This is a genomic window from Sphingomonas sp. ABOLH, from assembly GCF_003951715.1.
Taxonomy (GTDB): domain Bacteria; phylum Pseudomonadota; class Alphaproteobacteria; order Sphingomonadales; family Sphingomonadaceae; genus Sphingomonas; species Sphingomonas hankookensis_A.
Genome location: NZ_QQWV01000045.1, coordinates 1 through 24,111, shown reverse-complemented (window position 1 = coordinate 24,111; position 24,111 = coordinate 1). Strand labels below are relative to the sequence as shown.

The 24,111-nt window shown below is 67.4% G+C and carries 26 protein-coding genes, 1 tRNA gene and 1 pseudogene; 14 read left to right on the top strand and 14 right to left on the bottom strand.

The window, feature by feature from the left end; translation table 11 throughout:
- Window positions 1-11: 11 nt before the first annotated feature.
- Window positions 12-1,274: an ectonucleotide pyrophosphatase/phosphodiesterase gene (locus tag CA237_RS16340; RefSeq protein WP_066690257.1), complete on the top strand. Its 1,263-nt coding sequence runs from the start codon at window positions 12-14 to the stop codon at window positions 1,272-1,274.
- 39 nt (window positions 1,275-1,313) lie between these two features.
- The gene (locus CA237_RS16335; RefSeq protein WP_066690260.1) at window positions 1,314-1,772 is read left to right on the top strand and encodes a MaoC family dehydratase; all 459 of its coding nucleotides are present in this window, start codon (window positions 1,314-1,316) and stop codon (window positions 1,770-1,772) included.
- A gap of 4 nt (window positions 1,773-1,776) precedes the next feature.
- Here CA237_RS16335 and CA237_RS16330 read toward each other — a convergent pair whose 3' ends face one another.
- The 6 genes from CA237_RS16330 to petA all read right to left on the bottom strand — a co-directional run bounded on the left by CA237_RS16330 (window position 1,777) and on the right by petA (window position 6,267).
- Complete coding sequence (locus CA237_RS16330) at window positions 1,777-2,058, bottom strand: hypothetical protein (protein ID WP_126014832.1); 282 nt, start codon at window positions 2,056-2,058, stop codon at window positions 1,777-1,779.
- A gap of 168 nt (window positions 2,059-2,226) precedes the next feature.
- Window positions 2,227-2,562: a hypothetical protein gene (locus CA237_RS16325; RefSeq protein WP_126014830.1), complete on the bottom strand. Its 336-nt coding sequence runs from the start codon at window positions 2,560-2,562 to the stop codon at window positions 2,227-2,229.
- 373 nt (window positions 2,563-2,935) lie between these two features.
- A complete protein-coding gene (locus CA237_RS16320) occupies window positions 2,936-3,484 on the bottom strand; it encodes an adenine phosphoribosyltransferase (protein ID WP_066690358.1) in 549 nt (182 codons plus the stop codon).
- Window positions 3,484-4,350, bottom strand: coding sequence for a cytochrome c1 (locus CA237_RS16315; protein WP_066690268.1), 867 nt, complete (start codon window positions 4,348-4,350; stop codon window positions 3,484-3,486). The genes CA237_RS16320 and CA237_RS16315 overlap by 1 nt, the downstream gene beginning before the upstream one ends.
- 10 nt (window positions 4,351-4,360) lie before the next feature.
- Window positions 4,361-5,671 carry a cytochrome b/b6 gene (locus CA237_RS16310; RefSeq protein WP_066690271.1) on the bottom strand — a complete coding sequence of 437 codons (1,311 nt, stop codon included), beginning with the start codon at window positions 5,669-5,671 and terminating at the stop codon, window positions 4,361-4,363.
- An 11-nt stretch (window positions 5,672-5,682) separates the two neighbouring features.
- Entirely contained in the window at window positions 5,683-6,267 is a 585-nt protein-coding gene (petA, locus tag CA237_RS16305) for a ubiquinol-cytochrome c reductase iron-sulfur subunit (RefSeq protein ID WP_066690274.1), read from the bottom strand.
- Window positions 6,268-6,518: 251 nt separating this feature from the next.
- On the opposite strand from petA, the gene CA237_RS16300 reads away from it, so the two are divergent.
- Window positions 6,519-7,208 (top strand): peptidylprolyl isomerase, encoded by a 690-nt coding sequence (locus tag CA237_RS16300; RefSeq protein ID WP_066690360.1) that lies wholly within the window; start codon window positions 6,519-6,521, stop codon window positions 7,206-7,208.
- Between the two features lie 17 nt (window positions 7,209-7,225).
- Window positions 7,226-8,254 carry a tRNA preQ1(34) S-adenosylmethionine ribosyltransferase-isomerase QueA gene (gene queA, locus CA237_RS16295; protein ID WP_126014828.1) on the top strand — a complete coding sequence of 343 codons (1,029 nt, stop codon included), beginning with the start codon at window positions 7,226-7,228 and terminating at the stop codon, window positions 8,252-8,254.
- On the opposite strand, the gene CA237_RS16290 is transcribed toward queA, so the two are convergent.
- Together CA237_RS16290 and CA237_RS16285 are read right to left on the bottom strand one after the other, a co-directional pair.
- Window positions 8,246-9,544 (bottom strand): dicarboxylate/amino acid:cation symporter, encoded by a 1,299-nt coding sequence (locus CA237_RS16290; RefSeq protein WP_066690282.1) that lies wholly within the window; start codon window positions 9,542-9,544, stop codon window positions 8,246-8,248. The two genes, queA and CA237_RS16290, sit on opposite strands and share 9 nt — an antisense overlap.
- Window positions 9,545-9,612: 68 nt before the next feature.
- On the bottom strand, window positions 9,613-10,992 hold the full coding sequence (locus CA237_RS16285) for an FAD/NAD(P)-binding protein (protein ID WP_066690284.1): 1,380 nt from the start codon (window positions 10,990-10,992) through the stop codon (window positions 9,613-9,615).
- 79 nt (window positions 10,993-11,071) lie between these two features.
- Between CA237_RS16285 and CA237_RS16280 the strand changes: the two genes are divergently transcribed.
- The 5 genes from CA237_RS16280 to CA237_RS16260 all read left to right on the top strand — a co-directional run bounded on the left by CA237_RS16280 (window position 11,072) and on the right by CA237_RS16260 (window position 15,683).
- Window positions 11,072-11,145 (top strand) — tRNA-Gly (locus tag CA237_RS16280).
- 69 nt (window positions 11,146-11,214) lie between these two features.
- Window positions 11,215-12,018, top strand: coding sequence for a hypothetical protein (locus CA237_RS16275; protein WP_232308049.1), 804 nt, complete (start codon window positions 11,215-11,217; stop codon window positions 12,016-12,018).
- Window positions 12,019-12,224: 206 nt separating this feature from the next.
- Window positions 12,225-14,237: a threonine--tRNA ligase gene (thrS, locus tag CA237_RS16270; RefSeq protein ID WP_066693555.1), complete on the top strand. Its 2,013-nt coding sequence runs from the start codon at window positions 12,225-12,227 to the stop codon at window positions 14,235-14,237.
- A 63-nt stretch (window positions 14,238-14,300) separates the two neighbouring features.
- Window positions 14,301-14,834: a translation initiation factor IF-3 gene (infC, locus tag CA237_RS16265; protein WP_066693558.1), complete on the top strand. Its 534-nt coding sequence runs from the start codon at window positions 14,301-14,303 to the stop codon at window positions 14,832-14,834.
- Window positions 14,835-15,236: 402 nt separating this feature from the next.
- The gene (locus tag CA237_RS16260) at window positions 15,237-15,683 is read left to right on the top strand and encodes a DUF1003 domain-containing protein (RefSeq protein ID WP_126014826.1); all 447 of its coding nucleotides are present in this window, start codon (window positions 15,237-15,239) and stop codon (window positions 15,681-15,683) included.
- Between the two features lie 18 nt (window positions 15,684-15,701).
- On the opposite strand, the gene CA237_RS16255 is transcribed toward CA237_RS16260, so the two are convergent.
- The 5 genes from CA237_RS16255 to CA237_RS16235 form a co-directional block, all read right to left on the bottom strand.
- Complete coding sequence (locus CA237_RS16255) at window positions 15,702-15,914, bottom strand: hypothetical protein (protein ID WP_126014824.1); 213 nt, start codon at window positions 15,912-15,914, stop codon at window positions 15,702-15,704.
- 40 nt (window positions 15,915-15,954) lie between these two features.
- Window positions 15,955-18,738: a [protein-PII] uridylyltransferase gene (locus CA237_RS16250; protein ID WP_126014846.1), complete on the bottom strand. Its 2,784-nt coding sequence runs from the start codon at window positions 18,736-18,738 to the stop codon at window positions 15,955-15,957.
- A complete protein-coding gene (locus CA237_RS16245) occupies window positions 18,735-19,292 on the bottom strand; it encodes a nucleotide exchange factor GrpE (RefSeq protein ID WP_126014844.1) in 558 nt (185 codons plus the stop codon). The genes CA237_RS16250 and CA237_RS16245 overlap by 4 nt, the downstream gene beginning before the upstream one ends.
- A gap of 20 nt (window positions 19,293-19,312) precedes the next feature.
- Window positions 19,313-20,350, bottom strand: a complete 1,038-nt coding sequence (gene hrcA / locus CA237_RS16240) for a heat-inducible transcriptional repressor HrcA (RefSeq protein ID WP_066693566.1) — start codon at window positions 20,348-20,350, stop codon at window positions 19,313-19,315.
- 65 nt (window positions 20,351-20,415) lie between these two features.
- Window positions 20,416-20,913, bottom strand: coding sequence for a DUF6438 domain-containing protein (locus tag CA237_RS16235; RefSeq protein ID WP_084401791.1), 498 nt, complete (start codon window positions 20,911-20,913; stop codon window positions 20,416-20,418).
- 116 nt (window positions 20,914-21,029) lie between these two features.
- Between CA237_RS16235 and rph the strand changes: the two genes are divergently transcribed.
- The 4 genes from rph to CA237_RS16215 all read left to right on the top strand — a co-directional run bounded on the left by rph (window position 21,030) and on the right by CA237_RS16215 (window position 23,204).
- Window positions 21,030-21,746, top strand: a complete 717-nt coding sequence (gene rph, locus CA237_RS16230; protein WP_066693575.1) for a ribonuclease PH — start codon at window positions 21,030-21,032, stop codon at window positions 21,744-21,746.
- On the top strand, window positions 21,743-22,372 hold the full coding sequence (gene rdgB, locus CA237_RS16225; RefSeq protein ID WP_066693578.1) for an RdgB/HAM1 family non-canonical purine NTP pyrophosphatase: 630 nt from the start codon (window positions 21,743-21,745) through the stop codon (window positions 22,370-22,372). The genes rph and rdgB overlap by 4 nt, the downstream gene beginning before the upstream one ends.
- Window positions 22,373-22,535: 163 nt before the next feature.
- On the top strand, window positions 22,536-22,751 hold the full coding sequence (locus CA237_RS16220) for a hypothetical protein (RefSeq protein WP_198158613.1): 216 nt from the start codon (window positions 22,536-22,538) through the stop codon (window positions 22,749-22,751).
- A gap of 69 nt (window positions 22,752-22,820) precedes the next feature.
- Entirely contained in the window at window positions 22,821-23,204 is a 384-nt protein-coding gene (locus tag CA237_RS16215; protein WP_066693580.1) for a VOC family protein, read from the top strand.
- Window positions 23,205-23,210: 6 nt separating this feature from the next.
- Here CA237_RS16215 and CA237_RS16210 read toward each other — a convergent pair whose 3' ends face one another.
- On the bottom strand, window positions 23,211-23,774 hold the full coding sequence (locus tag CA237_RS16210) for a CAP domain-containing protein (protein ID WP_346773508.1): 564 nt from the start codon (window positions 23,772-23,774) through the stop codon (window positions 23,211-23,213).
- Between the two features lie 20 nt (window positions 23,775-23,794).
- On the opposite strand from CA237_RS16210, the pseudogene CA237_RS16205 reads away from it, so the two are divergent.
- Window positions 23,795-23,983: pseudogene (locus CA237_RS16205) on the top strand (coproporphyrinogen III oxidase); the annotation flags it as partial.
- Window positions 23,984-24,111: the final 128 nt, after the last annotated feature.

Genomic DNA, 24,111 nt, shown 5'->3' with positions numbered 1-24,111 from the left:
CAGTCGTCGCGATGCGTATCCCGACCCTGTTCGCCGCACTCGCCCTGTCGGGCGGGTGCGCCACCCCGCGCGCGCCGGTCGCTGCCGCACCTGCTGCTCCCGTCGCGGAGGCCCGCACGCCGGTCACGATCCTGATCGGCGTCGACGGTGCGCGGCCCGACTATCTGACCCCGACCATCGCGCCCAATTTGTCGGCACTGGCGGCAGGCGGCGTGTCGGCGTCGATGCAGCCGTCCTTCCCGACCAAGACCTTCCCCAATTTCTGGACGATCGCCACCGGCGTCCGCCCCGACAAGAGCGGAATCGTCGGCAACAAGATGGAAGACCCCCGCCGTCCGGGCGAGCAGTTCACCATGGAGTCCACCGACCCCTTCTGGTGGAACGCCGCCAGGCCGATCTGGATCGCGGCGGAACAGGCCGGCATCCGCAGCGCGACGATGTTCTGGCCGGGCAGCGAGGTCGCGTGGGGCGGCAGCGGCAAGCCCGATCATGGCGTCTATGCCGGCGGCGCCTTCGCCTCGGACTGGCAGGCGTTCAATCCGGCGATCAACGCCGGGCAGCGCGTCGATGCGGTGGTCGACTGGCTCCGCCGCCCGGCGGCAACCCGTCCGCGCTTCGTCACCCTCTATTTCGACGATGTCGACGTCGCCGGGCACGACCATGGCCCCGGTGCGCCCGAAACCGATGCGGCGATGCATGCCGTCGACGCGCAGATCGGCCGGCTGCAGCGCGAACTGGCTGCGCTGGGCCAGCCGGCGAACCTGATCGTCGTCGCCGATCACGGCATGGCGGCGATCGATACCAGCCGGGTGATCCCCTTCGACCGGATCGCACCGGCCGGCAGCTATCGCCTGATCGAAACTGGCCCCTATGCCGCGATCGAACCGCTGCCCGGACAGGAAGGCGCGCTGGCGACCGCGCTGTCGCACCCGCACCCGCATATGCAATGCTGGCCCAAGGCGGCGATTCCGGCGCGACTGCGCTACGGCACCAACCCCCGTGTCGCGTCGTTCCTGTGCCTCGCCGACATCGGCTGGACGATCGCCCCGACGACCCCGACGCGTCCCGTAAAGGGCGGCGCGCATGGCTATGACGATGCCGCGCCCGATATGCAGGCCCTGTTCGTGGCCGGCGGCCCGGCCTTTCGCTCCGGCGTCAAGCTGCCCCCCTTCCGCAACACCGCGATCCATCCTTTGCTGCGCCAGGTGCTGGGCATCGCCCCCGACCCGACGCTCGATGGTGATGCGGGAATCGGATCGGCGGCATTGCGGTAGGGGCTTGCCGGCGACTGGTTTCGCGTTGAAACTGGTGCCATGCGCTATTTCGAAGACATCGCCGTCGGCGATACCGCCCGCTTCGGTTCCTACCCCGTCACGCGGGGGGCGGTGATCGACTTCGCCCGCCAATATGATCCGCAGCCCTTTCACCTTTCCGACGAAGCGGCGGCACAGACCCATTTCGGACGACTGGCCGCCAGCGGCTGGCACAGCTGCGCCATGACCATGGCGATGCTGGTCGAACAGTGGAAGGTCGATCCGGTCGCCAGCCTGGGTGCCGCCGGGATCGACGAACTGCGCTGGCGGCGCCCGGTCTATCCCGGCGACACGCTCAGCTGCGAAACCGAGGTGCTGACCACCCGCCCCTCCTCCAGCCGCCCGGAGATGGGCAGCGTCGCCAGCCGGGTGACGGTGCGCAACCAGGACGATCAGGTCGTGATGACGTTCATCTCACAGGCCCTGATCGCGACGCGCGCCGCCCAATCTGCCGGCTGACCGATTATTGCGGACGGGGCGAACGCCGTCCCGGTCCGCGACCTTCGGGCCCGCGAAAGCGTCCGCCGCCGGGCCGGACGCCCTCGGGCCGATCGAAGCCGCGCACCGCACCCGCCGCGGGTCGCTCCGCGCGGCCCGGAAAGGCCGACTGGCTGCTGCCACGCGGTACGTTGCGAAAGCCGGGGCGACCGTCAAAGCCGGGCCGGCGATCCTGCCCGGCATCGGGCCGGTCGCGCCAGCCGCCCGGCCGGTCGGGTAGCGGCGACTGGCTGCTGCCGCGCGGCACGTTCTGGAAGCCCGGACGCCCGTCGAACCCCGGCCGACGGTTGCCGCGCCACCCATCCGGACGTCCGGGAATCGGCGACTGGCTGCTGCCACGCGGGACATGCTGGAAGCCGGGACGATTGTCGAAGCCGGGCCGCTGCCCGTTCCAGCCCGGCCGATCCCAGCCGTTTCAACGCGGACGCCCGTCGCCCCAGCCGCCGCGCCATGCCCCGCGCCGCTGCTGCCAGTAATAGCGCTGGCGATCGTTCCATCGGAACGGCCGGCGATAGCGGTCATAGACGTAGTAGCCGGTGCCCGGATAATAATAGTCGCCGAACCACCCCCAATAGGGATCGCCGAATCCGCCGGCATAGCCGTCATAATATCCGCCATAGCCGCCGCCATAATAGCCGGGCGAGCCATAGCCGACCCCCACCCCGCCATAGCCGAAATCGCCATAGGCACAGGCGGAAACGCCCGCCCCCGCCGCCAAGGTCAGCACGATCGCGCGCAGCCGCTGCAACATCCGATTGCTCCCGCAGGCGACGGGCGTGGCCTCGGCGCCGATGATGATGGAATCCAACGGTCGGCACGGATCGCCGGTTCCTGTCCGATGGGCACCGTGCCTGTCGCGGCCTGAACGGCGGCTGTCCGGGATTTGGGAGGGAATGCGGGGCGTTATGAGGAATGGAAGGCTTTCGGCACTGCGCTGCTGCTGCCGACGGTCCGAGCACGCAGGATCGCCCACTGCCCAGTCCGCTCTGATCTGAGGCGACATAGCTCAAACCGTCACCCCGGACTTGATCCGGGGTCCCGCTTCTTCTTCGAACGCCGGTGAAACAGCGGGACCCCGGATCACGTCCGGGGTGACGAACAAGACCTAACGACCGGCCCCAGCCTCAATGCCCGGGAAACGCCACCAGCGCCGAAACCGTGATACCATCCGCCCGCAACGCATCCGCCCCGCCCAGATCGGGCAGGTCGATCGCGAAACAGGCCTGCTCGACCGTAGCGCCCGCCTTGCGCAGCAACCGCACCGCCGCCCGCGCCGTCCCGCCGGTCGCGATCAGGTCATCGACCAGCAGCACGCGTGCCCCCGGTGTGCAGGCATCGGCGTGGATCGCGATCCGGTCGGTGCCATATTCCAGCGCATAATCCTCGGCGATGGTCGCGCCGGGCAATTTGCCGTCCTTGCGGATCAGTACCACGCCGGCCCCCAGCGCCAGCGCCACGGCGGGAGCGAACACGAACCCGCGCGCCTCGATCCCCGCGACCAGATCGATCGGGCCCTGGACGGCACCGACCATCCCGTCGACCGCCAACCGCAACCCCTCAGGGTCGAGGATCAGCGTCGTAATGTCGCGAAACTGGATGCCGGGCTTCGGAAAGTCGGCGATGGTCCGGATGCGTCGGGCGATCTCATGCCGTCCGACGCCATCCGTCCCGATCAATGCTTCATGTCCCGCCAGATGTTGCGATAGGCACCAAAGGCCAGCGCGGTGAAGATCAGCAGGAAGATCACCACCGCCGCCCCGGCCGCATGGCGCGTTTCGAGGTTCGGCTCGGCGGTCCAGGTCAGGAACGCCGACACGTCCTTCGCCATCTGGTCCACCGTCGCACGGGTGCCGTCCTGATACTGGACCTGATCGGTCCCGGTCAGCGGCGGCGCCATCGCGAGGTTGAGCGTGGCGAAATAACGGTTGAAGTGCAGCCCCGCGGGCGTCTTCGCATCGGGGAACTTCTTGAGCAGTTCCGCCGGCTGCGGGCCATAGCCGGTCAGCAGCGAATAGACATAGTCCGACCCGTCGTCGCGCGCCTTGGTCATCAGCGACAGGTCGGGCGGCACCGCATTGTTGTTGGCGGCACGCGCGGCGACGTCGTTGGCGAAGACTAGCGGGAAGCGGTCGGACGGCAGGTTCTTGCGCGTCGCTGGTTCACCCGTTTCCGGGTTCACGCTCGGCTGTTCGATCTGCCAGTCGGTGGCGATCGTCTTTACCTGGCCCTCGTCATAGCCGAGCTGTTCCAGATCGCGGAACGACACCAGCCGGATCGAGTGGCAGGCCGAACAGACTTCCTTGTAGACCTGGAACCCGCGCTGCAGCTGCTGCTTGTCGAACGTGCCGAACAGGCCCGCCGATTGCAGCCCGGCATCGCGTGGCTTCAGGTGGAACTCGTGTTCGGCCGAGTGGACCGGCTCGTCATGGATCATGCCACTGACGGTCGAGAAGATGCCGAGCAGCAGCGCGAACAGGAAACCTGCGCCGACGACGAGGTTCAGGTTGCGTCCGAGAAAGCGGGAAGCGAAGGAGAGCATCGTTGTTCCCTTACTCGGCCGCGGCCGGGGTGGCGTGACCATGGGCGGCGGTCTGCGCGGGCGACGTGCCGCCCTCGCCCTTCAGCACCGCTTCGGTGATCGAATTGGGCAAGGGACGCGGACGCTCCATCGCCGACACGATCGGCAGCACGACCAGGAAGTGCGCGAAATAATATCCCGCGGCGATCTGGCTGAGCAGCACCGTGGTCGGCGTCGCTTCCGCCCCGCCCAGATAGCCGAGCACCAGCACGTCGACGAGCAGCACGATCAGGAAGATGCGGTAGGTCGGGCGATAATTGGCCGACTTGACCGGCGACTTGTCCAGCCACGGCAGGAAGAACAGCAGCAGGATCGAGCCGAACATCGCCAGCACGCCCCACAGCTTCGCCGGGAAGATGAAGTCGACGGTGAACGCCTTCAGGATCGCGTAGAAGGGCAGGAAATACCATTCGGGCACGATATGCGCCGGCGTGGAGAGCGGGTTGGCCGGAATGTAATTGTCCGGATGCCCCAGCAGGTTCGGCGCGAAGAAGATCAGCGCGGCGAACACCAGCAGGAACACGCCCAGCCCCGCGCCGTCCTTGGCGGTGTAATAGGGGTGGAAGGGCACGGTATCCTGCGGCCCCTTCACCTCAACGCCGGTGGGGTTGTTCGAGCCGGGGATATGCAACGCCCAGATGTGCAGGACGATGACGCCGGCGATCACGAACGGCAGCAGATAGTGGAGCGAGAAGAAGCGGTTGAGCGCGGCATTGTCCGGCGCATAGCCGCCCAGCAGCCACACGCGGATCGTCTCGCCCACCCCCGGTATCGCCGAGAAGAAGCCGGTGATGACCTGCGCCCCCCAGAAGCTCATCTGCCCCCAGGGGAGCACATAGCCCATGAACGCGGTTGCCATCATCAGCAGGAAGATGACGACGCCCAGCAGCCACACCATCTCGCGCGGCGCCTTGTACGACCCGTAATAGATGCCGCGCGCGATGTGCGTGTACACCACGATGAAGAACATCGACGCGCCGTTGGCGTGGGCATAACGGATGAACCAGCCCGACGGCACGTCGCGCATGATGCGTTCGACTGAATCGAACGCGACCGCGCCGTTCGCCGCATAATGCATCGCCAGCACGATGCCGGTGATGATCTGCACCGCCAGCGCCGCGCCGGCGAGCACGCCGAAGTTCCAGAAATAGTTGAGGTTGCGCGGCACCGGATAGCCGGCGCCGACCGCATTATAGACCAGACGGGGAAGCGGCAGCTTCTCGTCCAGCCAGCGCATCAGCGGCTGCTTCGGTTCGTAATGCTTGGCCCAGGGGAAGCTCATCGTCTCTCTCCTCAGCCAACCGTCACGACGGTGTCGGACGTGAAGGTATATTCGGGAACGTGCAGGTTCTGCGGCGCGGGGCCGGAGCGGATGCGCCCGGCGGTGTCATAGGCCGACCCGTGGCACGGGCAGAAATAGCCGCCGAACGGTCCCTTGTTCTCACCTTCGCCGGCGCCCAGCGGCACGCAGCCCAGATGGGTGCAGACGCCCAGCGTGATCAGCCAGTTGTTCTTGCCGGTCTTGGTCCGCTCCTCCAGCGTCTGCGGATCGCGCAGATCGGCGATCGAGACGGCATTGGCCTCGGCGATTTCCTTGGGCGTCAGGTTGCGCACGAACAGCGGCTGCTTGCGGAACGTCGCCTTGATCGCCTGTCCCGGCTCGATCGCCGACAGGTCAATTTCGGTCGTCGACAGCGCCAGCGTATCGGCAGCGGGCGACATCTGGCGGACCAGCGGGATCGCGATCACCCCCGCGCCGACCCCGGCAAATGCCACTGCGCCGATGGCCAAGTAATCGCGCCTCCGCGGATCTTCCGGACCCTCCGGCGGCGGCGTCGTGCCACCTGCGGAAACGTGCTGATCTTCGTCAGTCGCCATTCAACAGCCCTTGTCGTCGGGCGCTTATCGCGCCCTGCCCCTCTCCGGTCGCCTTCGTATTGAGGCGACGCCGGACCGATCGGTTTTCCGTCCAGTCGCACGGGTGATAGCCGGGGGTTCGGGCGTTTGCCAATCCCTTTTGCCGTTTCGGCGCGGAACGGGCCCGTCATGTTCAGATTGGCGCAAGCGACGACATGGTCTATGCGGCGCCATTCATGCCCTTCGGGTCCCTCGCGCGTTTCGGGAAGTTCATGCGTCGTCTTGCCCTTTTGCTCGCTGTCATCGCCTCGTTCTTTGCCCTGCCCGCGCTGGCGCAGGTGATCGACGTGCCCGGGCGCGAGCCGCCGCCATCGACCACCGACACGCGGAACCTGTGGATTCTCGACCTGTCGACCGGCGGAAGGGTGACGATCTGGCTGCGTCCCGACGTCGCGCCGAAGATGGTCGCGCGCATCAAGACGCTGACCCGCGAGAAATTCTACGACGGCCTCGCCTTTCACCGGGTGATCGACGGCTTCATGGCGCAGGGTGGCGATCCGGACGGAGACGGCACCGGCGGGTCGAAGCTGCCGAACGTGGAAAAGGAGTTCAACTACCTCCCTCATGTCCGCGGCGCGGTGGCGGCGGCGCGGGCGAATGACGAGAACAGCGCGAACAGCCAGTTCTACATCATGTTCGCCCCGAAATTCTCGCTGGACAAGAAGTACACCGTGTTCGGCCGGGTGATCGACGGCATGCAATATGTCGATGCGATCGAACGCGGCGAGCCGCCGGCGAACCCGTCGCGCATCGTCCACGCCTATATCGCCAGCGACAATCCGCCGCCGTACCAGGCCGCCGCCCCGGTCGCGCTGCCCGAAACCGTCGCCCCGCTGCCCGCGACCGCGCCGCGCAAGCCGGCCCCGGCAGCGAAGCGCCCGCAACCGGCCCGCGCCCGCTAAAACAAGTTTCCCGACCCATGCACGTCGACCTGTTCGACTTCGACCTGCCGACCGACCGGATCGCGCTACGCCCGGCCGCGCCGCGTGATGCGGCGCGGATGCTGGTGCTGGATGGCGATGCGACGCGGGACTGCGGCGTTCGCGACCTGCCGTCGTGCCTGCGCGCGGGCGACCTCCTCGTCTTCAACGACACGCGGGTGATTCCGGCGCAGCTGGAGGGCAAGCGTGGCGATGCGGCGATCGGCGCGACGCTGCACAAGCGCGAGGGGCCGCGCAGGTGGCGGGCGTTCGTGCGCAACGGACGGCGGCTGCGCGACGGTGACACGATCGATTTCGGCGCAGGCGTGACGGCGACAGCCAGCGACAAGGGCGAGGATGGCAGCTTCGCGCTGGACTTTGCCGGCGACGAACCGGTCGAACTGCTGCTCGAGCGCGCCGGGCGCATGCCGCTGCCTCCCTATATCGCGTCGAAGCGCGGCGGGGCCGACGAACGCGATGCCCAGGATTACCAGACGCTGTTCGCGCGCGAAGCCGGCGCCGTCGCCGCCCCCACCGCAGCGCTGCACTTCACGCCCGAACTGATGGCGGCGATCGAAGCGGCAGGGATCGCCCATGCCACGCTGACGCTGCATGTCGGGGCGGGCACCTTCCTGCCGGTCAAGGCGGACGATACCGACGACCACCAGATGCATGCCGAATGGGGCCGGATCGACGCCCCCACCGCCGACCGGCTGAACGCAGTGCGTGCCGCCGGCGGCCGGGTGATCGCGGTCGGCACCACCAGCCTGCGTCTGATCGAAAGTGCCACCGACGCTGAGGGGCAGGTACAGCCGTTCGAAGGCGATACGGCGATCTTCATCACCCCCGGCTACCGCTTTCGTGGGATCGACGGGCTGATGACCAATTTTCACCTGCCCAAATCGACGCTGTTCATGCTGGTATCGGCGCTGATGGGGCGGGAGCGGATGCTCGCCGCCTATGTCCATGCCATCGCCGGGGAATATCGTTTCTATTCCTATGGCGACGCGTCGCTGCTGCTACCCTAACGCCACTTCCGCCGGGGCGTCGGCGGGCGCGGCGAGCAGCCCTTCCCGCTTGGCGACGATGGTCGGCACCAGCATCTGACCGGCGACGTTGACGGCGGTGCGGCCCATGTCGAGGATCGGGTCGATCGCCAGCAACAGCCCCGCCCCCTCCAACGGCAGGCCGAGTGTCGTCAGCGTCAGGGTCAGCATGACGGTCGCGCCGGTCAGCCCGGCCGTCGCCGCAGACCCCAGCACCGACACCATCACGATCAGCGCATAATCGCCGGCATGCAGGGCCAAGCCGAAGAACTGCGCGACGAAGATCGCCGACACCGCCGGATAGATCGCGGCACACCCGTCCATCTTGGTCGTCGACCCCAACGGCACAGCAAAGGCGGCATAGGCAGCGGGTACGCCCAGCGCCTGTTCGGTCCGCTCCTGCGTCACCGGCAACGTGCCGACCGAGGAACGGGTGACGAAGCCCAGCTGGATCGCGGGCCATGCCCGGCGGAAGAACCAGATCGGCGAGATGCGATGCAGCGCCAGCAGCGTCGGATAGACGACGAACAGCACGATGCCGAGGCCGATATAGACGGTCGCGGCAAAGGCACCGAGCGACGACAGCGTGCCCCAGCCATAGCGGACGATCGCATCGCCGATCAGCGCGGCCGACCCGATCGGCGTCAACGCGATCACCCAGCGCAGCAGCCGCCGCAGGATCATCAGCGCCGAGGTGTTGAAGGCAAGGAACGGCTCCCCCGCCGCGCCGACCCGCACCGCCGCGGCCCCGACCGCGATGGCGACGACGATGATCTGCAGCACATTGAAGCCGAGCATGGTGGTCGCACCGCCGTCCGCCATCTTGGTCGACGCGGTCAGGCCGAGCAGATTGGCGGGCACCAGCCCTTTCAGAAAATCGAGCCATGTGCCCACCGTGCCGGGCTGCACAGCGCTGGCCAGCGCGACATCGCTGTGCCGGCCGGGCTGGAGCGCCAGCGCCAGGACGATGCCGATCGACACCGCGATCAGCGCGGTCAGCGCGAACCAGAGCAAAGTCTGCCCGACCAGCCGCGCCGCATTGGGCAGATCGCGCAGCGCCGCGATCGACCCGACGATGGCGGTGAAGACCAGCGCCGGCACCAGCACTTTCAGCAGCTGGACGAAAATCTGCCCGACCGTGTGCAGCAGCGTGCCGATCGCACCATCGGCACCCCCCATCTCGGCGGCAAGCAGTCCCAGTACGACACCCGCGACCATGCCGATCGCGACCTGAATGCCGAAGGACGGCAGGATTTTGCGGGCTTGTTGCATGGACGATCACTTCGGGTGGCCGGCCTGCCCCCACAACGAAGCATTTCTAGGATCGCCCCAATGCGGCGTTACAGCCCCTCGCCGCCGACCCAGTGCGCGTTCGACAGATAGCGCGCGACGTCCCACACCTGCCGCCGCAGATCGGGCACGGCGACGATTTCCCAGAACGCGCCGCGCGTCATTGGCCCGATCGCGAACAGCCGGTCGTCGCTGTCGCCATTGTCGTGCAACACGCGGCCGGTGACCTCGACATCGATGCCGAGATGTTCGCTGTCGGGGCGGATGCGCCCGTCCGCGACCAGCGCCGACAGCAGCGGGTCGTCGGTGCGGGCGACATCGCCCTGCGGCCCGATGCACGAAATGACGCGGGTCGCGACGATGCGCTGCCGGGTGTCCTCGCCGCGTGGCCGCCATTCGACCGCGATGCCGCACTCGGCTTCATGCGCATCGCAACTCTTGCCGGCGAGCAGCGTCAGCCGCCCGCTCGCCACCATCGCGTCGATCCGGTCGGCGACCGCCGGGGCCAGCCGGTGGCGATGGATGTCCCACCATGGCCGCAAATGGCGCAGGAAGCGCCGCCGCTCGACCGGATCGGCCGCCGCCCATATCCCCTGGGTAAAGGGGCGCAGCTCGTCGATCGCGCTGTGCCAGCCGATCGCCGCGCCACGGTCGCGAACCGACCGGACCAGCGCCGATAGCGGCGGGCGGGGGCGCTCGGTCAACGGCTGCTCAGGCAGGGCCGCCGGCGCATGGCGATGCGGCAGCAGTCCGCGCCGCGACAGCGCGACGATCCGTCCGCCAAAGCCCTGCGCCTCCAGCGACAGCGCGACATCCACCATGGTCAGCCCCGTACCGATCAGCAGGACCGTGTCGTCGTCGGTGAGGCCGGCGGTCGCCCCCGCTGCCCAGGGATTGCCCACATAGGCCGGCAGATGGGCGATGCCGCGCAGCCCCGGCGGCACCTGCGGCGCGAGATTGCCGACCGCCAGCACCGCCGCGTCCGGGGTGACGACGCGACCGTCCCCGAGCACCACCGTCGCGCCGTCGATGCCGACCGCCTCGCCATCCACCACGGTCAGCCGGCCCGGCGCGGCTGCCTGCGCCGCCGCCAGCGTCTCGCGCAGATAGCTGCCGTACAGGGCGCGCGGCACGAAATCCGCGCCGCTGGCCCCCGTATCGCGCTCGGCGAGCCAGCGGACGAAGTGGTCCGGCCGGTCGGGAAAGGCGCTCATGTTCGCGGCGCGCACGTTCAGCAGATGGTCGCTCTGCCTTGTGCCATAGGCGACCCCGAGCCCCGCCGCATCGCCGCGCTCGATCAGCGTCGCCGCCGGCCCGTCGTGCCGCAGCAGGTTGATCGCCAGCAGCGTGCCGGAAAATCCGGCGCCGATGATCGCGACATGGCGGATCGTGCCGGGCACGGCGTCCTGGGTGGTTCGCGCGGTCGTCATGCGCTTCCGATACCACAGCCGACGCCCATGGGAACGCTTGCGCCCGTGCGATCCATTGGCTAAGGGCAGCGCTGCCCGAGCGGGTGTAGCTCAATGGTAGAGCAGAAGCTTCCCAAGCTTACGACGAGGGTTCGATTCCCTTCACCCGCTCCACCTTCCTGACATCGCAAACCTCGCGTCTTTCCCATCGCGCTCGGCTGCCTTGTGCGCTAGGGGCGGCGCGTGGCGTCGACAATGTATCAGGAACGGTTCTCCGCGCGTCGCCCGGTTCCGCTGCAGCGCCGCATCGCCACGCTGGCGCTGGTGGTGGCGATCCATGTCGCTATCCTGTGGCTGTTGCTGCGCATCGCACCGACGATGATGTCTCCGCCGCCCGGCGAGAAATCGCCGCTGATCGTCGACATGCTGCCCGCCGATCAGGTCGCCCCGGCTGCCGCGCCCGCCAGGCAGGTACAGCGCAAGGCGGCTGCCGGTAGCGCCAGCACCGCCCCGCCGGTCACCGCCGTCGCGCCGCCGCCCGACGTAACGCCCCCACCCCCCGTGCCAGCCACGCCGTCGAACGATGTCTGGTCGAAGGTCATTCCAATGACCGGCCGCGAGTTCGCCCGTGCCGCGATCACGCCCGGCACCCGCAGCATCGGCGAAGGCGCCGGACGCAGCGATGCGGCGGGTGACAGCGGCGACGGCGATGCGGATACCGATGCCGGCGGCGGCAGCGGCGGTGGCGAGCGGCTCTACGCCGCCGACTGGTATCGCCGCCCGACCCATGCCGAGCTGTCGACCTATCTCCCCCGCAACGCACGACCCGGCTGGGGCGAGGTCGCCTGCCGCACCATCCCCAACAACCAGGTGACCGACTGCCGGGAGATCGGCCAGTCGGCGCGCGGATCGGGGTTGGCCGGCGCGGTGCGGCAGGCGGCGTGGCAGTTCCGCATCCTGCCCCCGCGCGTCGGCGGCAAGCCGCTGATCGGCAGCTGGGTGCGGATCCGGATCACCTATACCGACTCAGGCGCGGCGGTGGAGTAGCACCGCCCACCCTGGTCGTCATTCCGGCGAAGGCCGGAATCCATTGTGTCGGGTGTTCACGACTCTACGCGGCCGGCCCGCATCCATGGATTCCTGCCTTCGCCGGAAGGACGACGTCGGCAACGGACAAGCGCGTGTCCTTGCCCTCCCCGCGCCCAGCGGCTAACCGACAGGCGTTTATCCTCCGACATTCCAGGTGTTCCTTCATGTCCGCAATGTTCCGCATCACCCTTCCCGACGGTGCCGTCCGTGAGGTGATGCCGGGCACTACTCCCGCAGACATCGCCGCCGCGATCTCGCCGGGCTTGCGCAAGGCGGCGATCGCCGCGCGGGTCGACGGGCAGGTGCGCGACCTGAACCGGCCGTTCGACGGCGACGCCTCGCTGGCGCTCGTGACGGCGAAGGACGAAGCGGACGCGCTGGAACTCCACCGCCATGACTTCGCCCACGTCCTCGCCGAAGCGGTGCAGACGCTGTATCCGGGCACGCAGATCACCTTCGGTCCGGCGACAGACGACGGCTTCTATTACGACTTCGCCCCTGCCCCCGGCCGCGGCATGTTCACCGACGAGGACCTGCCGCTGATCGAGGCGGAGATGCGCAAGATCATCGCGAAGGGCGAAAAGTTCGAACGCGAGGTCGTCACGCGCCAGCAGCTGATCGACCGCTGGACCGCACAGGGCGAGACGTTCAAGGCCGAATGGGCCGCCGAACTGCCCGAGGGCGAGGAACTGACCATCTATCGCCAGGGCGAATGGCTCGACATGTGTCGCGGTCCGCACCTCGAATCGACGGCCAAGCTCGATCCGGCGGCGTTCAAGTTGACCCGCGTGTCGGGCGCCTATTGGCGCGGCGACCAGAAGAATGCGATGCTCAGCCGCATCTACGGCACCGGCTGGCTGTCGAAGAAGCAGCTCGACGCGCATCTCACCCGGCTGGAGGAAGCGGCCAAGCGCGACCATCGCAAGCTGGGCGCGGAGATGGACCTGTTCCACCTCCAGTCCGAAGCGCAGGGGTCGGTGTTCTGGCACCCCAACGGCTATATGATGTGGCGGCAGCTGGAGGCGTATATGCGCCGCCGGCTGGACGCCCACGACTATCAGGAAGTGAAGACGCCGCAGTTGATGGATGCGCGGCAATGGGAACAGTCGGGCCATTGGGGCAAATATCGCGAGAATATGTTCGTGGTGCCCGACGAAATCCCGAATACCGAGGACGAGGGCGCGATCGTCAGCGCCGATGCCGACATGATGGCGTTGAAGCCGATGAACTGCCCGGCGCACGTCCTGATCTTTCGCCAGGGGATCAAGTCGTATCGCGACCTGCCAATCCGCATGGCCGAATTCGGCTGCTGCCACCGCAACGAACCGCATGGCGCGCTGCACGGCATCATGCGCGTCCGCCAGTTCACGCAGGACGACGCGCACATCTTCTGTCGTGAGGACCAGCTGATCGAGGAAGTCCGCGACTTCTGCGAACTGCTCGACTCGGTCTATCAGGATCTGGGCTTCACCGATTATGCGGTGAAGCTGGCGCTGCGCCCCGAGAAGCGCTTCGGGTCGGACGCGATGTGGGACAAGGCCGAGGCGGAGCTGCGCGAGGCGGTGCTGTCGTCGAACCTGTCGCAGGACATCAAGGACAAGTTCGAGGAACTGCCGGGTGAAGGCGCCTTCTATGCGCCGAAGCTGGAATTCCACCTGACCGACGCGATCGGGCGGACGTGGCAGGTCGGCACGATCCAGTCGGACCGCGTGCTGCCCGAACGACTCGATGCGACCTATGTGGGTGAGGACGGCAACCGCCACCGCCCGGTGATGCTCCACCGCGCGATCCTCGGCACGTTCGAACGCTTCCTCGGCATCCTGATCGAACATCATGCCGGGCGAATGCCGATGTGGCTGTCGCCGGTGCAGGCGGTGGTCGCGACGATCGTTTCGGACGCCGACGATTACGCGAACGAGGTCGCCGCAGCGCTCAAGGCCGCCGGAATCCGCGTCGAAACCGATCTGCGCAACGAAAAGATCAACTACAAGGTGCGCGAACATTCGCTCGCCAAGGTTCCGGCGCTGGTCGTCGTCGGCAAGCGCGAGGCGGAGGAGCGCACCGTGGCGCTGCGTCGCCTCGGCAGCCAGGGGCAGCAGGTCATCGGCCTCGACAAGCTGGTCGCGATGCTGAAGGCAGAGGCACTTGCCCCCGATCTTGCGCGGAACCTTTCGTAACCGCGCAAGATTGATTATATAGGACTTTCGACAACTACAGGAGCAGCACCTATCCGTCCGCCCATGATGCGTCGCCCGAATGCGCCGCCGCCGATGAACGGCCCCCGATTCAATGAGTTCATCCAGAGCCCGAAGGTCCGCGTGATCGATCACGAGGGCGAGAATCTGGGTGTCATGTACACGCGCGAAGCGATCGCGCAGGCGGCCGAGGTCGGGCTCGATCTGGTCGAAGTGTCGCCGAACGCCGACCCGCCCGTCGCGAAGTTCCTCGACGTGGGCAAGTTCAAGTACGAGGCGCAGAAGAAGGCGAACCTCGCCCGCAAGACCCAGAAGACGCAGGAGATCAAGGAGATCAAGATGCGTCCGAACATCGACGATCATGACTATGATACGAAGATGAAGAAGGTCGAGCAGTTCATCACCGAGGGCGACAAGGTGAAGGTCACGATGCGCTTCCGCGGTCGTGAGCTGAGCCACGGCCAGCTCGGCATGGCGGTGTTGCAGCGGGTCGCCGAAGCGACGCAGGAAATCGCCAAGGTCGAAGCCTATCCGCGCATGGAAGGCCGCCAGATGCTGATGGTGCTGGCACCGAAGTAACGGCGGGGCACGTTTCTCCACTCGTCATTCTCGCGAAGGCGGGAATCCATACACGCTAGCGGTTCGGCAGGAGCCGCGACGATAGCGTTTATGCACTCCCGCCTCTGCGGGAGTGACGAACAGGGCAAGTTTGCCGACACCAAAGCCGTCATGTTCCCTCCGCGAACATGACGGCTTTTTCATGTTTCTCCGCCTTGACCGACTCGCCCGACAGGCGCATCCGCGCGCTCGGACGATCCGACCGTCCCTTTCCGCCAACGTCCCGAGACAGGGTCCATGTCCAACAACGATTCCAGTCGATCGACCAAGCCGCACCGGCCGTCACCGCGTATTGCCTGATCGTTGGGGCGCCTCGCGGGGGATCGGCCGGCGCGGCCGGTCGCATCGCGCGAGGTGCATAGCATGAACATCACCATCCGGTTCCTGACCGAACCCTTCCGCCGCACCGGTTCGGTGCGCGATCTCAACACCGCGTTCGACGATACGATGACGCTGGGCGAACGCCTGGCCGACCGCGTCGCGGCGATCGGTGGGTCGTGGGGCTTCATCACCGCCTTCTGCCTGTTCCTGGTCGGATGGTCGGTGCTCAACACCATCATCCTCGGCGCGCGGGCGTTCGACCCGTTCCCGTTCATCTTCCTCAACCTGATGCTGTCGATGCTGGCAGCGTTGCAGGCGCCGATCATCATGATGAGCCAGAACCGGCAGGCGGCGAAGGACCGGCTGGAGGCGCGGATGGATTATGAAACCAACCTGCGCGCCGAAGCACAGATCAACCGGTTGCTCGAGGAAGTGGCGGCGATCCGCGCCGAGCTGTCCTGCGGCGCTCGGGTCCGACAGAGAGCGTGATCGGGATGCGGCGACGGGTCAGTCGCCGCCACCCCCGCCGTCACAACCGCCGCCATCGCTGCTGCCGCAGTCGGATGATCCGCCGCCATCCCCGAAATCGAACCACCCTGTCCCGTCGCCGACATCGGCCCGGCGGCGCTCCCGGGTATCGGCGGTAACGGCAATAACGGCAATAACGGCGATCACGATCGCGACGGCGGCTGCGAAGAACAGCAGGATCAGAAAGTCCATACGGAAGGAAGTAGCTTAATTCCTACTGAATCGCAAGGAATTACACGAAGCCGGCAAATTCCTTGCCCGCCGCTGCATCCAGCATCCGCCGTTCGAGCGATTTCAGCCGCAGTTGCCCGGTGATCCGGTCGCCGGTCAGGTCGGTGACATAGAAGGTGTCGACCGCGCGCTCGCCATAGGTCGCGACGTGCGCTGAATGCAGCGTCACCTTCGACTGGAACAGCGCCTGTGCCAGATGATGGAGCAGCGCCGGCCGGTCGCGGGCATTGACCTCGATCACGGTGAAGCGGTTCGACGCCGCATTGTCGATCAACACGTTGGGCTCGATCGGGAACGCCTCGGCGCGCGGTCGCGACAATGGCTTGGCGGCCAGCCGGTCGTTCAGCTTCATGCGGTTGGCCAGCGCGTCGGCGATCGCGGTCTTCAACCGCTGCAACTGCCCGGCTTCGTCGAACGGCCCGCCGAGCGGATTCTGGACGAGGAAATTGTCGAGCGCCATGCCGGTGCGGGTCGTGTGGATGCGCGCGTCGATGATGTTGCCGCCCGCCGCATGGATCGCGCCGGCGATGCGATAGAACAGCCCCGGATGGTCGGCGGCGTGGACCGTCACCAGCGTCGCGCCGCGATCCTCGTCGACGCTGGTGTCGATCGTCAGGCGGGTGTCGCCCGACTGGTCGACCATGCGCGCATTGGCGGCGATGACGTCGTCCGGCTCGGCGATCCAATAGGCCGGCGGCAGATGGCGGACATAGGCGGCCAGCGTGTCCTTGTCCCAACCCAGCGTCCGGCACAGGGTTTCCTGCTTCTCGGCGATGCGTTCGTCCCGGCCGCGCTGCTTATGGCCGAGGCGCAGCACCTCCTCGGCGGTTTCGAACAGGGTGGTGAGCAACTGCCGCTTCCACCCGTTCCACGTCCCCGGCCCGACCGCGCGGATATCGACCACGGTCAGCACCAGCAGCATGCGCAGGCGCTGCGGCGACTGGACGATGCTGGTGAAGTCGAGGATCGTCTTGAAATCCGACAGGTCGCGCTTGAACGCGGTCGCCGACATCAACAGGTGATAGCGCACCAGCCACGCGACCGTCTCGGTCTCCGCCGGGGTCAGGCCGAGGCGGGGGCACAGCCGTTCCGCAACCTCCGCGCCCAGGATCGAATGGTCGCCGCCGCGCCCCTTGGCGATGTCGTGGCACAGCACCGCGACGAACAGCGCGCGGCGCTGGACGATGCCACCGAACAGCGCGGTCGCCAGCGGATGCTCTTCGCGACAGATGCCGCGTTCGACCTGCGACAGCAGCCCGATCATGCGGATGGTATGCTCGTCCACCGTATAATGGTGGTACATGTCGAACTGCATCTGCGCGACGATGCGGCCGAAATCGGGAATGAAACGGCCGAACACGCCGCATTCGTTCATCCAGCGCAGCACCAGCTCGGGATCGCGCGGGGAGGTCAGCACGTCGAGGAACAGCTGGTTGGCGCGCGGGTGCGAGCGGACCTGCGCCGCCAGTCGTGCATCGCGCGACGCCGCGCGCATCGCCAACGGATGGATTTCCAGCCCGTGCAGATCGGCCAGCGCAAAGATCTCGATCAGCCGGACCGGGTCTTCGGCAAAGAAATCGTCCTTAGGCAGCGCAAGGCGCCCGCGATCCAGCACGAAGCCATGCAGCCGGCGCGGACGACGCCGCAGCCGGGGAAAGCCGAACCGGCTGCCCCGCGCGGCATAGGTTTCGTCGAGATGGCTGAGGAACATGCCGGTCAGGTCGCCGACCCGCTTCGCCTGCAAGAAATAATATTGCATGAAGCGTTCGACGCGCGATTTGCCGACCCGGTCGCTATAGCGCATCCGCGTCGCGATCTCGGTCTGCACGTCGAAGGTCAGCCGCTCCTCCGCACGCCCGGTAATAAGGTGCAGGTGACAGCGCACCGCCCACAGGAAATCCTCGGCCCGGTTGAACTTGCGAAGCTCCGGCGCGCTGAGCAGTCCGGCGGGGACCAGATCGGCGGCGCGGCGGACGTTATAGGCATATTTGCCGATCCAGAAGAGGGCGTGCAGGTCACGCAAGCCGCCCTTCCCTTCCTTCACATTGGGTTCGACGACATAGCGCGTGTCGCCCAGCTTCTTGTGCCGCGCATCGCGTTCGGCCAGTTTTTCGGCGATGAAGGTCCGCGCGGTCCCTTCCTGCACCTCGGTCTTGAAGCGTTGCGCCGCCTCTGCATAGAGCGCGGTGTCGCCCCACACATAGCGTCCCTCGACCAATGCGGTGCGCACGGTCACGTCGCCCTTGGCCTGCCGCACCATTTCGTCGAGCGAGCGCGACGAATGGCCGACCTTCAGCCCCAGGTCCCATAGCGCGTACAGCGTGGATTCGATGACCTGTTCGGACCAGGGCGTCTGCTTCCACGGGGTCAGCACGCCGATATCGACGTCCGAATGCGGCGCCATCTCGCCCCGGCCATAGCCGCCGACCGCGATCAGCGTCATGCGCTCGGCGGCGGTCGGATTGTGGTTGGGATGGACGCGCTCGACGATGAAGCCGATCAGCGCGACGAGGATCGCATCGGTCAGATAGGCATAGGCGGCCGCCGTCTCCAGCCCGTGGCTGGGATTGGCGCGCAGCCGCCGCTCGATCTCCGCGCGGCCCTGCGCCATCGCGTCGCGCAGCACCGCGGTCGCCGCGCGCCGCAGCGCCACGCCGTCCCGTCCCTCGCCGGAAAGTGCCGAAAGTGCCGCATTCAACGCGCCGCGGTCGACGATCGCCTCGGGTTGGACGATGCGTTCGAACCGCGGCGGGGTGGCAAGGTCGGGCTGGACCGAGTCGTTCAGGCCCCGCCCTCCGGCGCCTTGGCCACGCCGACCAGCGCCGGGCGCAGCAGCCGGTCGCGGATCATGTAGCCGGTCTGGATTTCCTGCACGACCGTGCCGGGCTTCGCATCGGCCGACGGCACCTCGAACATCGCCTGATGTTTGTTCGGGTCGAGCGGTTCGCCGACCGATACCAACTTGGTGATGCCGTGACGGCCGAACACGCTTTCCAGTTCGCGGCCGGTCGCTTCGAGGCCGGTGATCAGGCCCTTCAGCCGGTCGTCGCCGCGCAGGTCGTCGGGGATCGCCGACAAGGCGCGCGACAGATTGTCGGCGACCGAGAGGATGTCGCGCGAGAACGCGGTCGCGGCATAGGCGCGGGCATCGGCCACTTCCTTTTCGGCGCGGCGACGGACATTCTGCAGATCGGCGCGGGCGTAGAGGGTTTCCGCCTGCGAATCCGCCAGCTTGGCTTCCAGTTCGGCGAGGCGGTCCGCTTCGGCGACTTCGGGTGCGGCCTCTGCGGTGGCTTCGCGCAGGTCGTTCGTATCGTCGTTGGCGGGGGTGTCGTTCATTCGGGTCTCTTCTTGTCCAATCAACCGAGCAGCCGCGCCAGTGTCGCGGCAGTGAAATCCACCATGGGCACGACGCGCGCATAGTTCAACCGGACAGGCCCGATCACGCCGACGACGCCGACCACGCGCCCGTCCAGCGCACGGACCGGCTTGGCGATGACCGACGATCCGGTCAATGCGAACAATTTGTTTTCCGAGCCGATAAAGATGCGCGCGGCGTCGCCGTCCTGCGCCGATTCGAGCAGCCGGGCGATCTCCTCCTTGCCCTCCAGCTCGTCGAGCAATTGCCGCACGCGGTCGAGGTCGTGGCTGGCGGCATCGTCGATCAGCCGCGCCTGCCCGCGCACGATCAGCACCGGGCGGTGGTCGCCATCCTCGCTCCACATGACGAGCCCGCGTTCGACCAGCGCACGGGCGGCGGCATCCAGTTCGGCGCGTTCCTGCCCGATCTCGCGCAGGATGCGGGATCGCGCCTCGCTGAGCGTCAAACCCGACAGCCGTGCGGTCAGGTAGTTGCCCGCCTCGACCAGCGCGGCCGGACTGGCACCCGGCGTTTCCAGCACGCGGTTCTCAACCGAACCGTCGGCACCGACCAGCACCGCCAGAGCGCGCGTGCCCGACAGCGGCACGAACGATACCTGCCGCAGCACCGGCTCGCGCTTGGGCACCAGCACGACGCCGGCACTCGCCGACAGGCCGGAGAGCGCAGCGGCGGTGCCGGCCAGCGCTTCCTCGACCGGCCCCGCACTGTCCGCCTGCGCGGCGATGGTCGCGCGCTCCTGCGCCGATGGCTCCATCGCATGCATCATGCCGTCGACGAACAGGCGGAGGCCCGTTTCGGTCGGCATCCGTCCCGCACTGACATGCGGCGCGGCGAGCAGCCCGGCCTCCTCGAGGTCCTGCATCACGCCGCGGATCGAGGCGGGGGAGAGGTTCAAACCCGAAAGCTGCGCGATGGTGCGCGATCCGACCGGCGCCCCGGTGGCGAGATAGCTGTCGACCACGATCCGAAACACGTCGCGTGCGCGGTCGGTCAGTTCATGGATCGGTTGGGCCATGGGGGGAATGTAGGGCGACGAAGCCGCGAGCGGAACCCGGTTCCTCCCCATTCATGGGGAGGAGCTTACGGCGCCTCGATGAACTCGCGGATCGGCAGCTCGTTCGGGGCCGAGCGCAGCGCTTCGTTCATCGCCTGATCGTGCATCCGGCAACCATAATAGAGCGACAGATGCTGCGACGCGCCCGAGGGCTCGTTCCAGCGGATATCGACCGAGGGCATGTCGGTCGCCACCTGCCCGCATCCCGGCTGGCCCGGCTGGATCAGTTGCTCGCCTTGCGGACGATAGGGCTGCAGCTTCGCGGCGAAGGCACGATATTGCGCCGGGGTGGCGCGGAAGTTGCGGGTGCCGACGACCTTCGTGAACTGGCGCCCTTCGAACACACCGGTCCCATCGGGCTGGACCGTAACGCGGTAGACCGGACAGGTCCCAAAACAGCGCGAGGTTTCATAGCTGATCGTCTCGCGCTCGATCGCCACCGGGGCCGTTTGGGTGGTCGTATTGCCGCCCGCCATCACGCACCCGCCCAGCATCGGCAGTATCGCCAGCGCCATTTTTCGCATCAGTCGCTCCCTGTTCCGGGGCCATTCGTTGCGACCCCGTTCCCTTTGCCTAACGCGCCGTGGCTGGCGCGGCGATGAACGGACGGCTAGGGCTGAGGAAATTTCAGGAGACTCCCATGCGCCCATCCGGCCGCACCCCCGACGAAATGCGTGCCATCACGATCGAAACGAACTTCACCCGCCATGCGGAGGGTTCGTGCCTGATCGGCTTCGGCGATACCAAGGTGCTGGTCACCGCCTCGCTGGAAGAGCGGCTACCGCCGTGGCTGCGCGGCAAGGGCGAAGGCTGGGTCACGGCCGAATACGGCATGCTGCCCCGCGCCACCCATACCCGCGGCAGCCGTGAGGCGGCCAAGGGCAAGCAGTCGGGCCGCACGCAGGAGATCCAGCGGCTGATCGGGCGTTCGCTGCGCGCGGTCGTCGACCTGAAGGCGCTGGGCGAACGGCAGATCACGCTCGACTGCGACGTGATCCAGGCCGATGGCGGCACCCGCACCGCCTCGATCTCCGGCGCATGGGTGGCGCTGCGCCTCGCGGTCGATGGCCTCCTGCGCGAAGGCAAGCTGGAAGTCGATCCGATCAGCCGCCAGGTCGCCGCGGTCAGCTGCGGCATTCATCAGGGCACGCCGGTGCTCGACCTCGACTATATCGAGGATTCGGCCGCCGATGCCGATGCGAACTTCGTGCTGACCAGCGACAACAACATCGCCGAGGTACAGGCGACCGCCGAAGGGGCGTGCTATGACGAGGAGGCGCTGCTGCGTCTGCTGCGCCTCGCCCGCATCGGCTGCGGGCGCATTTTCGCCGAACAACTGCGGGCGACCGGTCGATGAGCGGCGAGGGCAAGGAGCCGCAGGCGATCCGCAAGCTGACCCCCGGCAAGCTCGTCATCGCCAGCCACAATCCGGGCAAGATCCGCGAGATCGCGGCACTGCTCGGCCCGTACGGCGTCACCCCGATTTCGGCCGGCGAACTCGACCTGCCCGAACCGGAGGAAACCGGCACGACCTTCGTCGCCAATGCCGAGCTGAAGGCGTTGCAGGCCGCCGACCTGTCGGGCCTGCCCGCGCTCGCCGACGATAGCGGCCTGTGCGTCGAGGCGCTGAACGGCGATCCGGGCATCTTTTCCGCCCGCTGGGCCGGCCCGTCGAAGGATTTCGACGCGGCGATGCGGCTGGTCGAGGAACGGATGCAGGCGACCGGGCCGGAGCACAGCCGCGCCGCGCATTTCGTCTGCGCGCTGGCGCTGGCATGGCCCGACGGGCACGTCGAATGGTTCGAGGGCCGCGTCGACGGACAGCTGGTATGGCCGCCGCGCGGGGACCATGGCTTCGGCTACGACCCGATGTTCGTCCAGGACGGCATGGACCAGAGCTATGGCGAGATCGATCCCGACCACAAGCATGCGATCAGCCACCGCGCCGATGCGTTCGCGCAGCTGGTGAAGGCGGTGTTTTGATGTCATCCGAACCGTACCCCTGCGCAGGCGGGGGTCCAGGGTAACAGAGGACGACGTCCATGGCTCTGGACCCCCGCCTGCGCGGGGGTACAAACAGCCTGATTACCGCAAGGCTGGAACGCCCGCCCCGCCCCGAACATTGGACGCCCCGAAAGGAAATCCGATGTCCGACGCGATCACCGAAACCCGCCACCGCGAGATCGCGGTCGAGCATCTCCTGTTCTGGACGATGCGCTATGTCGAACAGCAGCATCCGGGCCTGCTCGACTCGCTGGAGGCCAGCCTCGACAAGCTGGGCGACCCGACCCATGGCGGCGACAAGAATGACGATGCGGTACGCCATATCGCCGCGAAGATGATCGCCGGCGCGCGCGGATGATCCACATTCGTTCTTGATACGTTCGCGTAACAAGTCTATCCTGCCCGCATAATAACGGGAGGATGGACGATGAGCGTATATGCGACGGTCGGCGTGGTCGACCCGGCGGTGTCCCATGCATTCTACGACGCGGTGCTGGCCACGATCGGGTGGAGCAGCCATGCCGATTTCCCCGGCTGGCGCGGCTATTCGAAGGGCGGCAGCGGGGAAGGCTTCGTCCTGTGGGCCGCCACGCCGTTCGACGGCGGCCCCGCCACGCCCGGCAACGGCGCGATGATCGGCTTCTTCGTCGACAGCCGGGAGGAGGTTCACGCCTTCCACGCCGCCGCGATGGCACAGGGCGGCAGCGACGAAGGTCCGCCGGGGCCACGCCCCGCCTACGGCCCCAACTGGTATGCCGCCTATCTCCGCGATCCGGCGGGCAACAAGCTGGCGGTCGTCCGCAATCCCTGACGCGGATCAGAAGGCGCGCTGCCCGACATAATTGCCGGCCGGGACATAGCGGCAGACGATATAGTCGTCCTTCGCGCTGCTCGCCTCGGCACAGCCGAACCGCTGGGTCGCGCGCCACATGATCTGGGTATAATGGCCGACATCCTCGAACCGGCCGGTGCGCGACACCGCCGGCAGGATGCCGGGGACATAGTCGCGCTTTTCCGCGACCCAATGCCCGACCATTTCTGCATAGCGATAGGCGCCGCGCGTGCCGGTCCACAGATTCTCGCCCTGTTCGGGCACCCCGCGCGGTTGCGGCGAATGTTCGAAACGGCGGGTCGTGGCGAGCGTGTCGGCATAGGCCTGCGCATCGCGCGCCAGCGCCGGGTCCCAGGCAAGCGGCGGCAGGCCCGCCTGCGCCCGCACGGCGCGATGCCCGGCCTCCATCGCCTGGCGCAGCAGCGCCGGCCCGCGCGGCGCGCTGCCGTCGAACGCACGGGGTTCGACCACCCGCTCGGGCACGTGATTGGGTCCGGCGGAACAGGCGCCGAGCAACAGCGCCGCCATCAGCATTTGTATCGCTCGCATCGCGCCCATATGGGACGGCGATGCAGCCCGACCAAGCACCCCTCGCACTGTACGTCCATTGGCCGTTCTGCGTGTCGAAATGCCCCTATTGCGACTTCAACAGCCATGTTCGCGAGAGCGTGGACCAGGCGGCATGGATGCAGGCGCTGCTGGCCGATCTGGCGCATGAGGCGGCCGCCCTGCCCGGCCGGCGGCTGGCATCGATCTTCTCCCACATTTCCCAAGTAAGGCGCTGATTTCGCTGTCCTGACCATTATATTTCCTATATAAAACATGGTGTTGAAGGCTGCGAGGGGCGCGTTTCATGGATCACCCAGAGGGTGCGGGCTTGCAACGG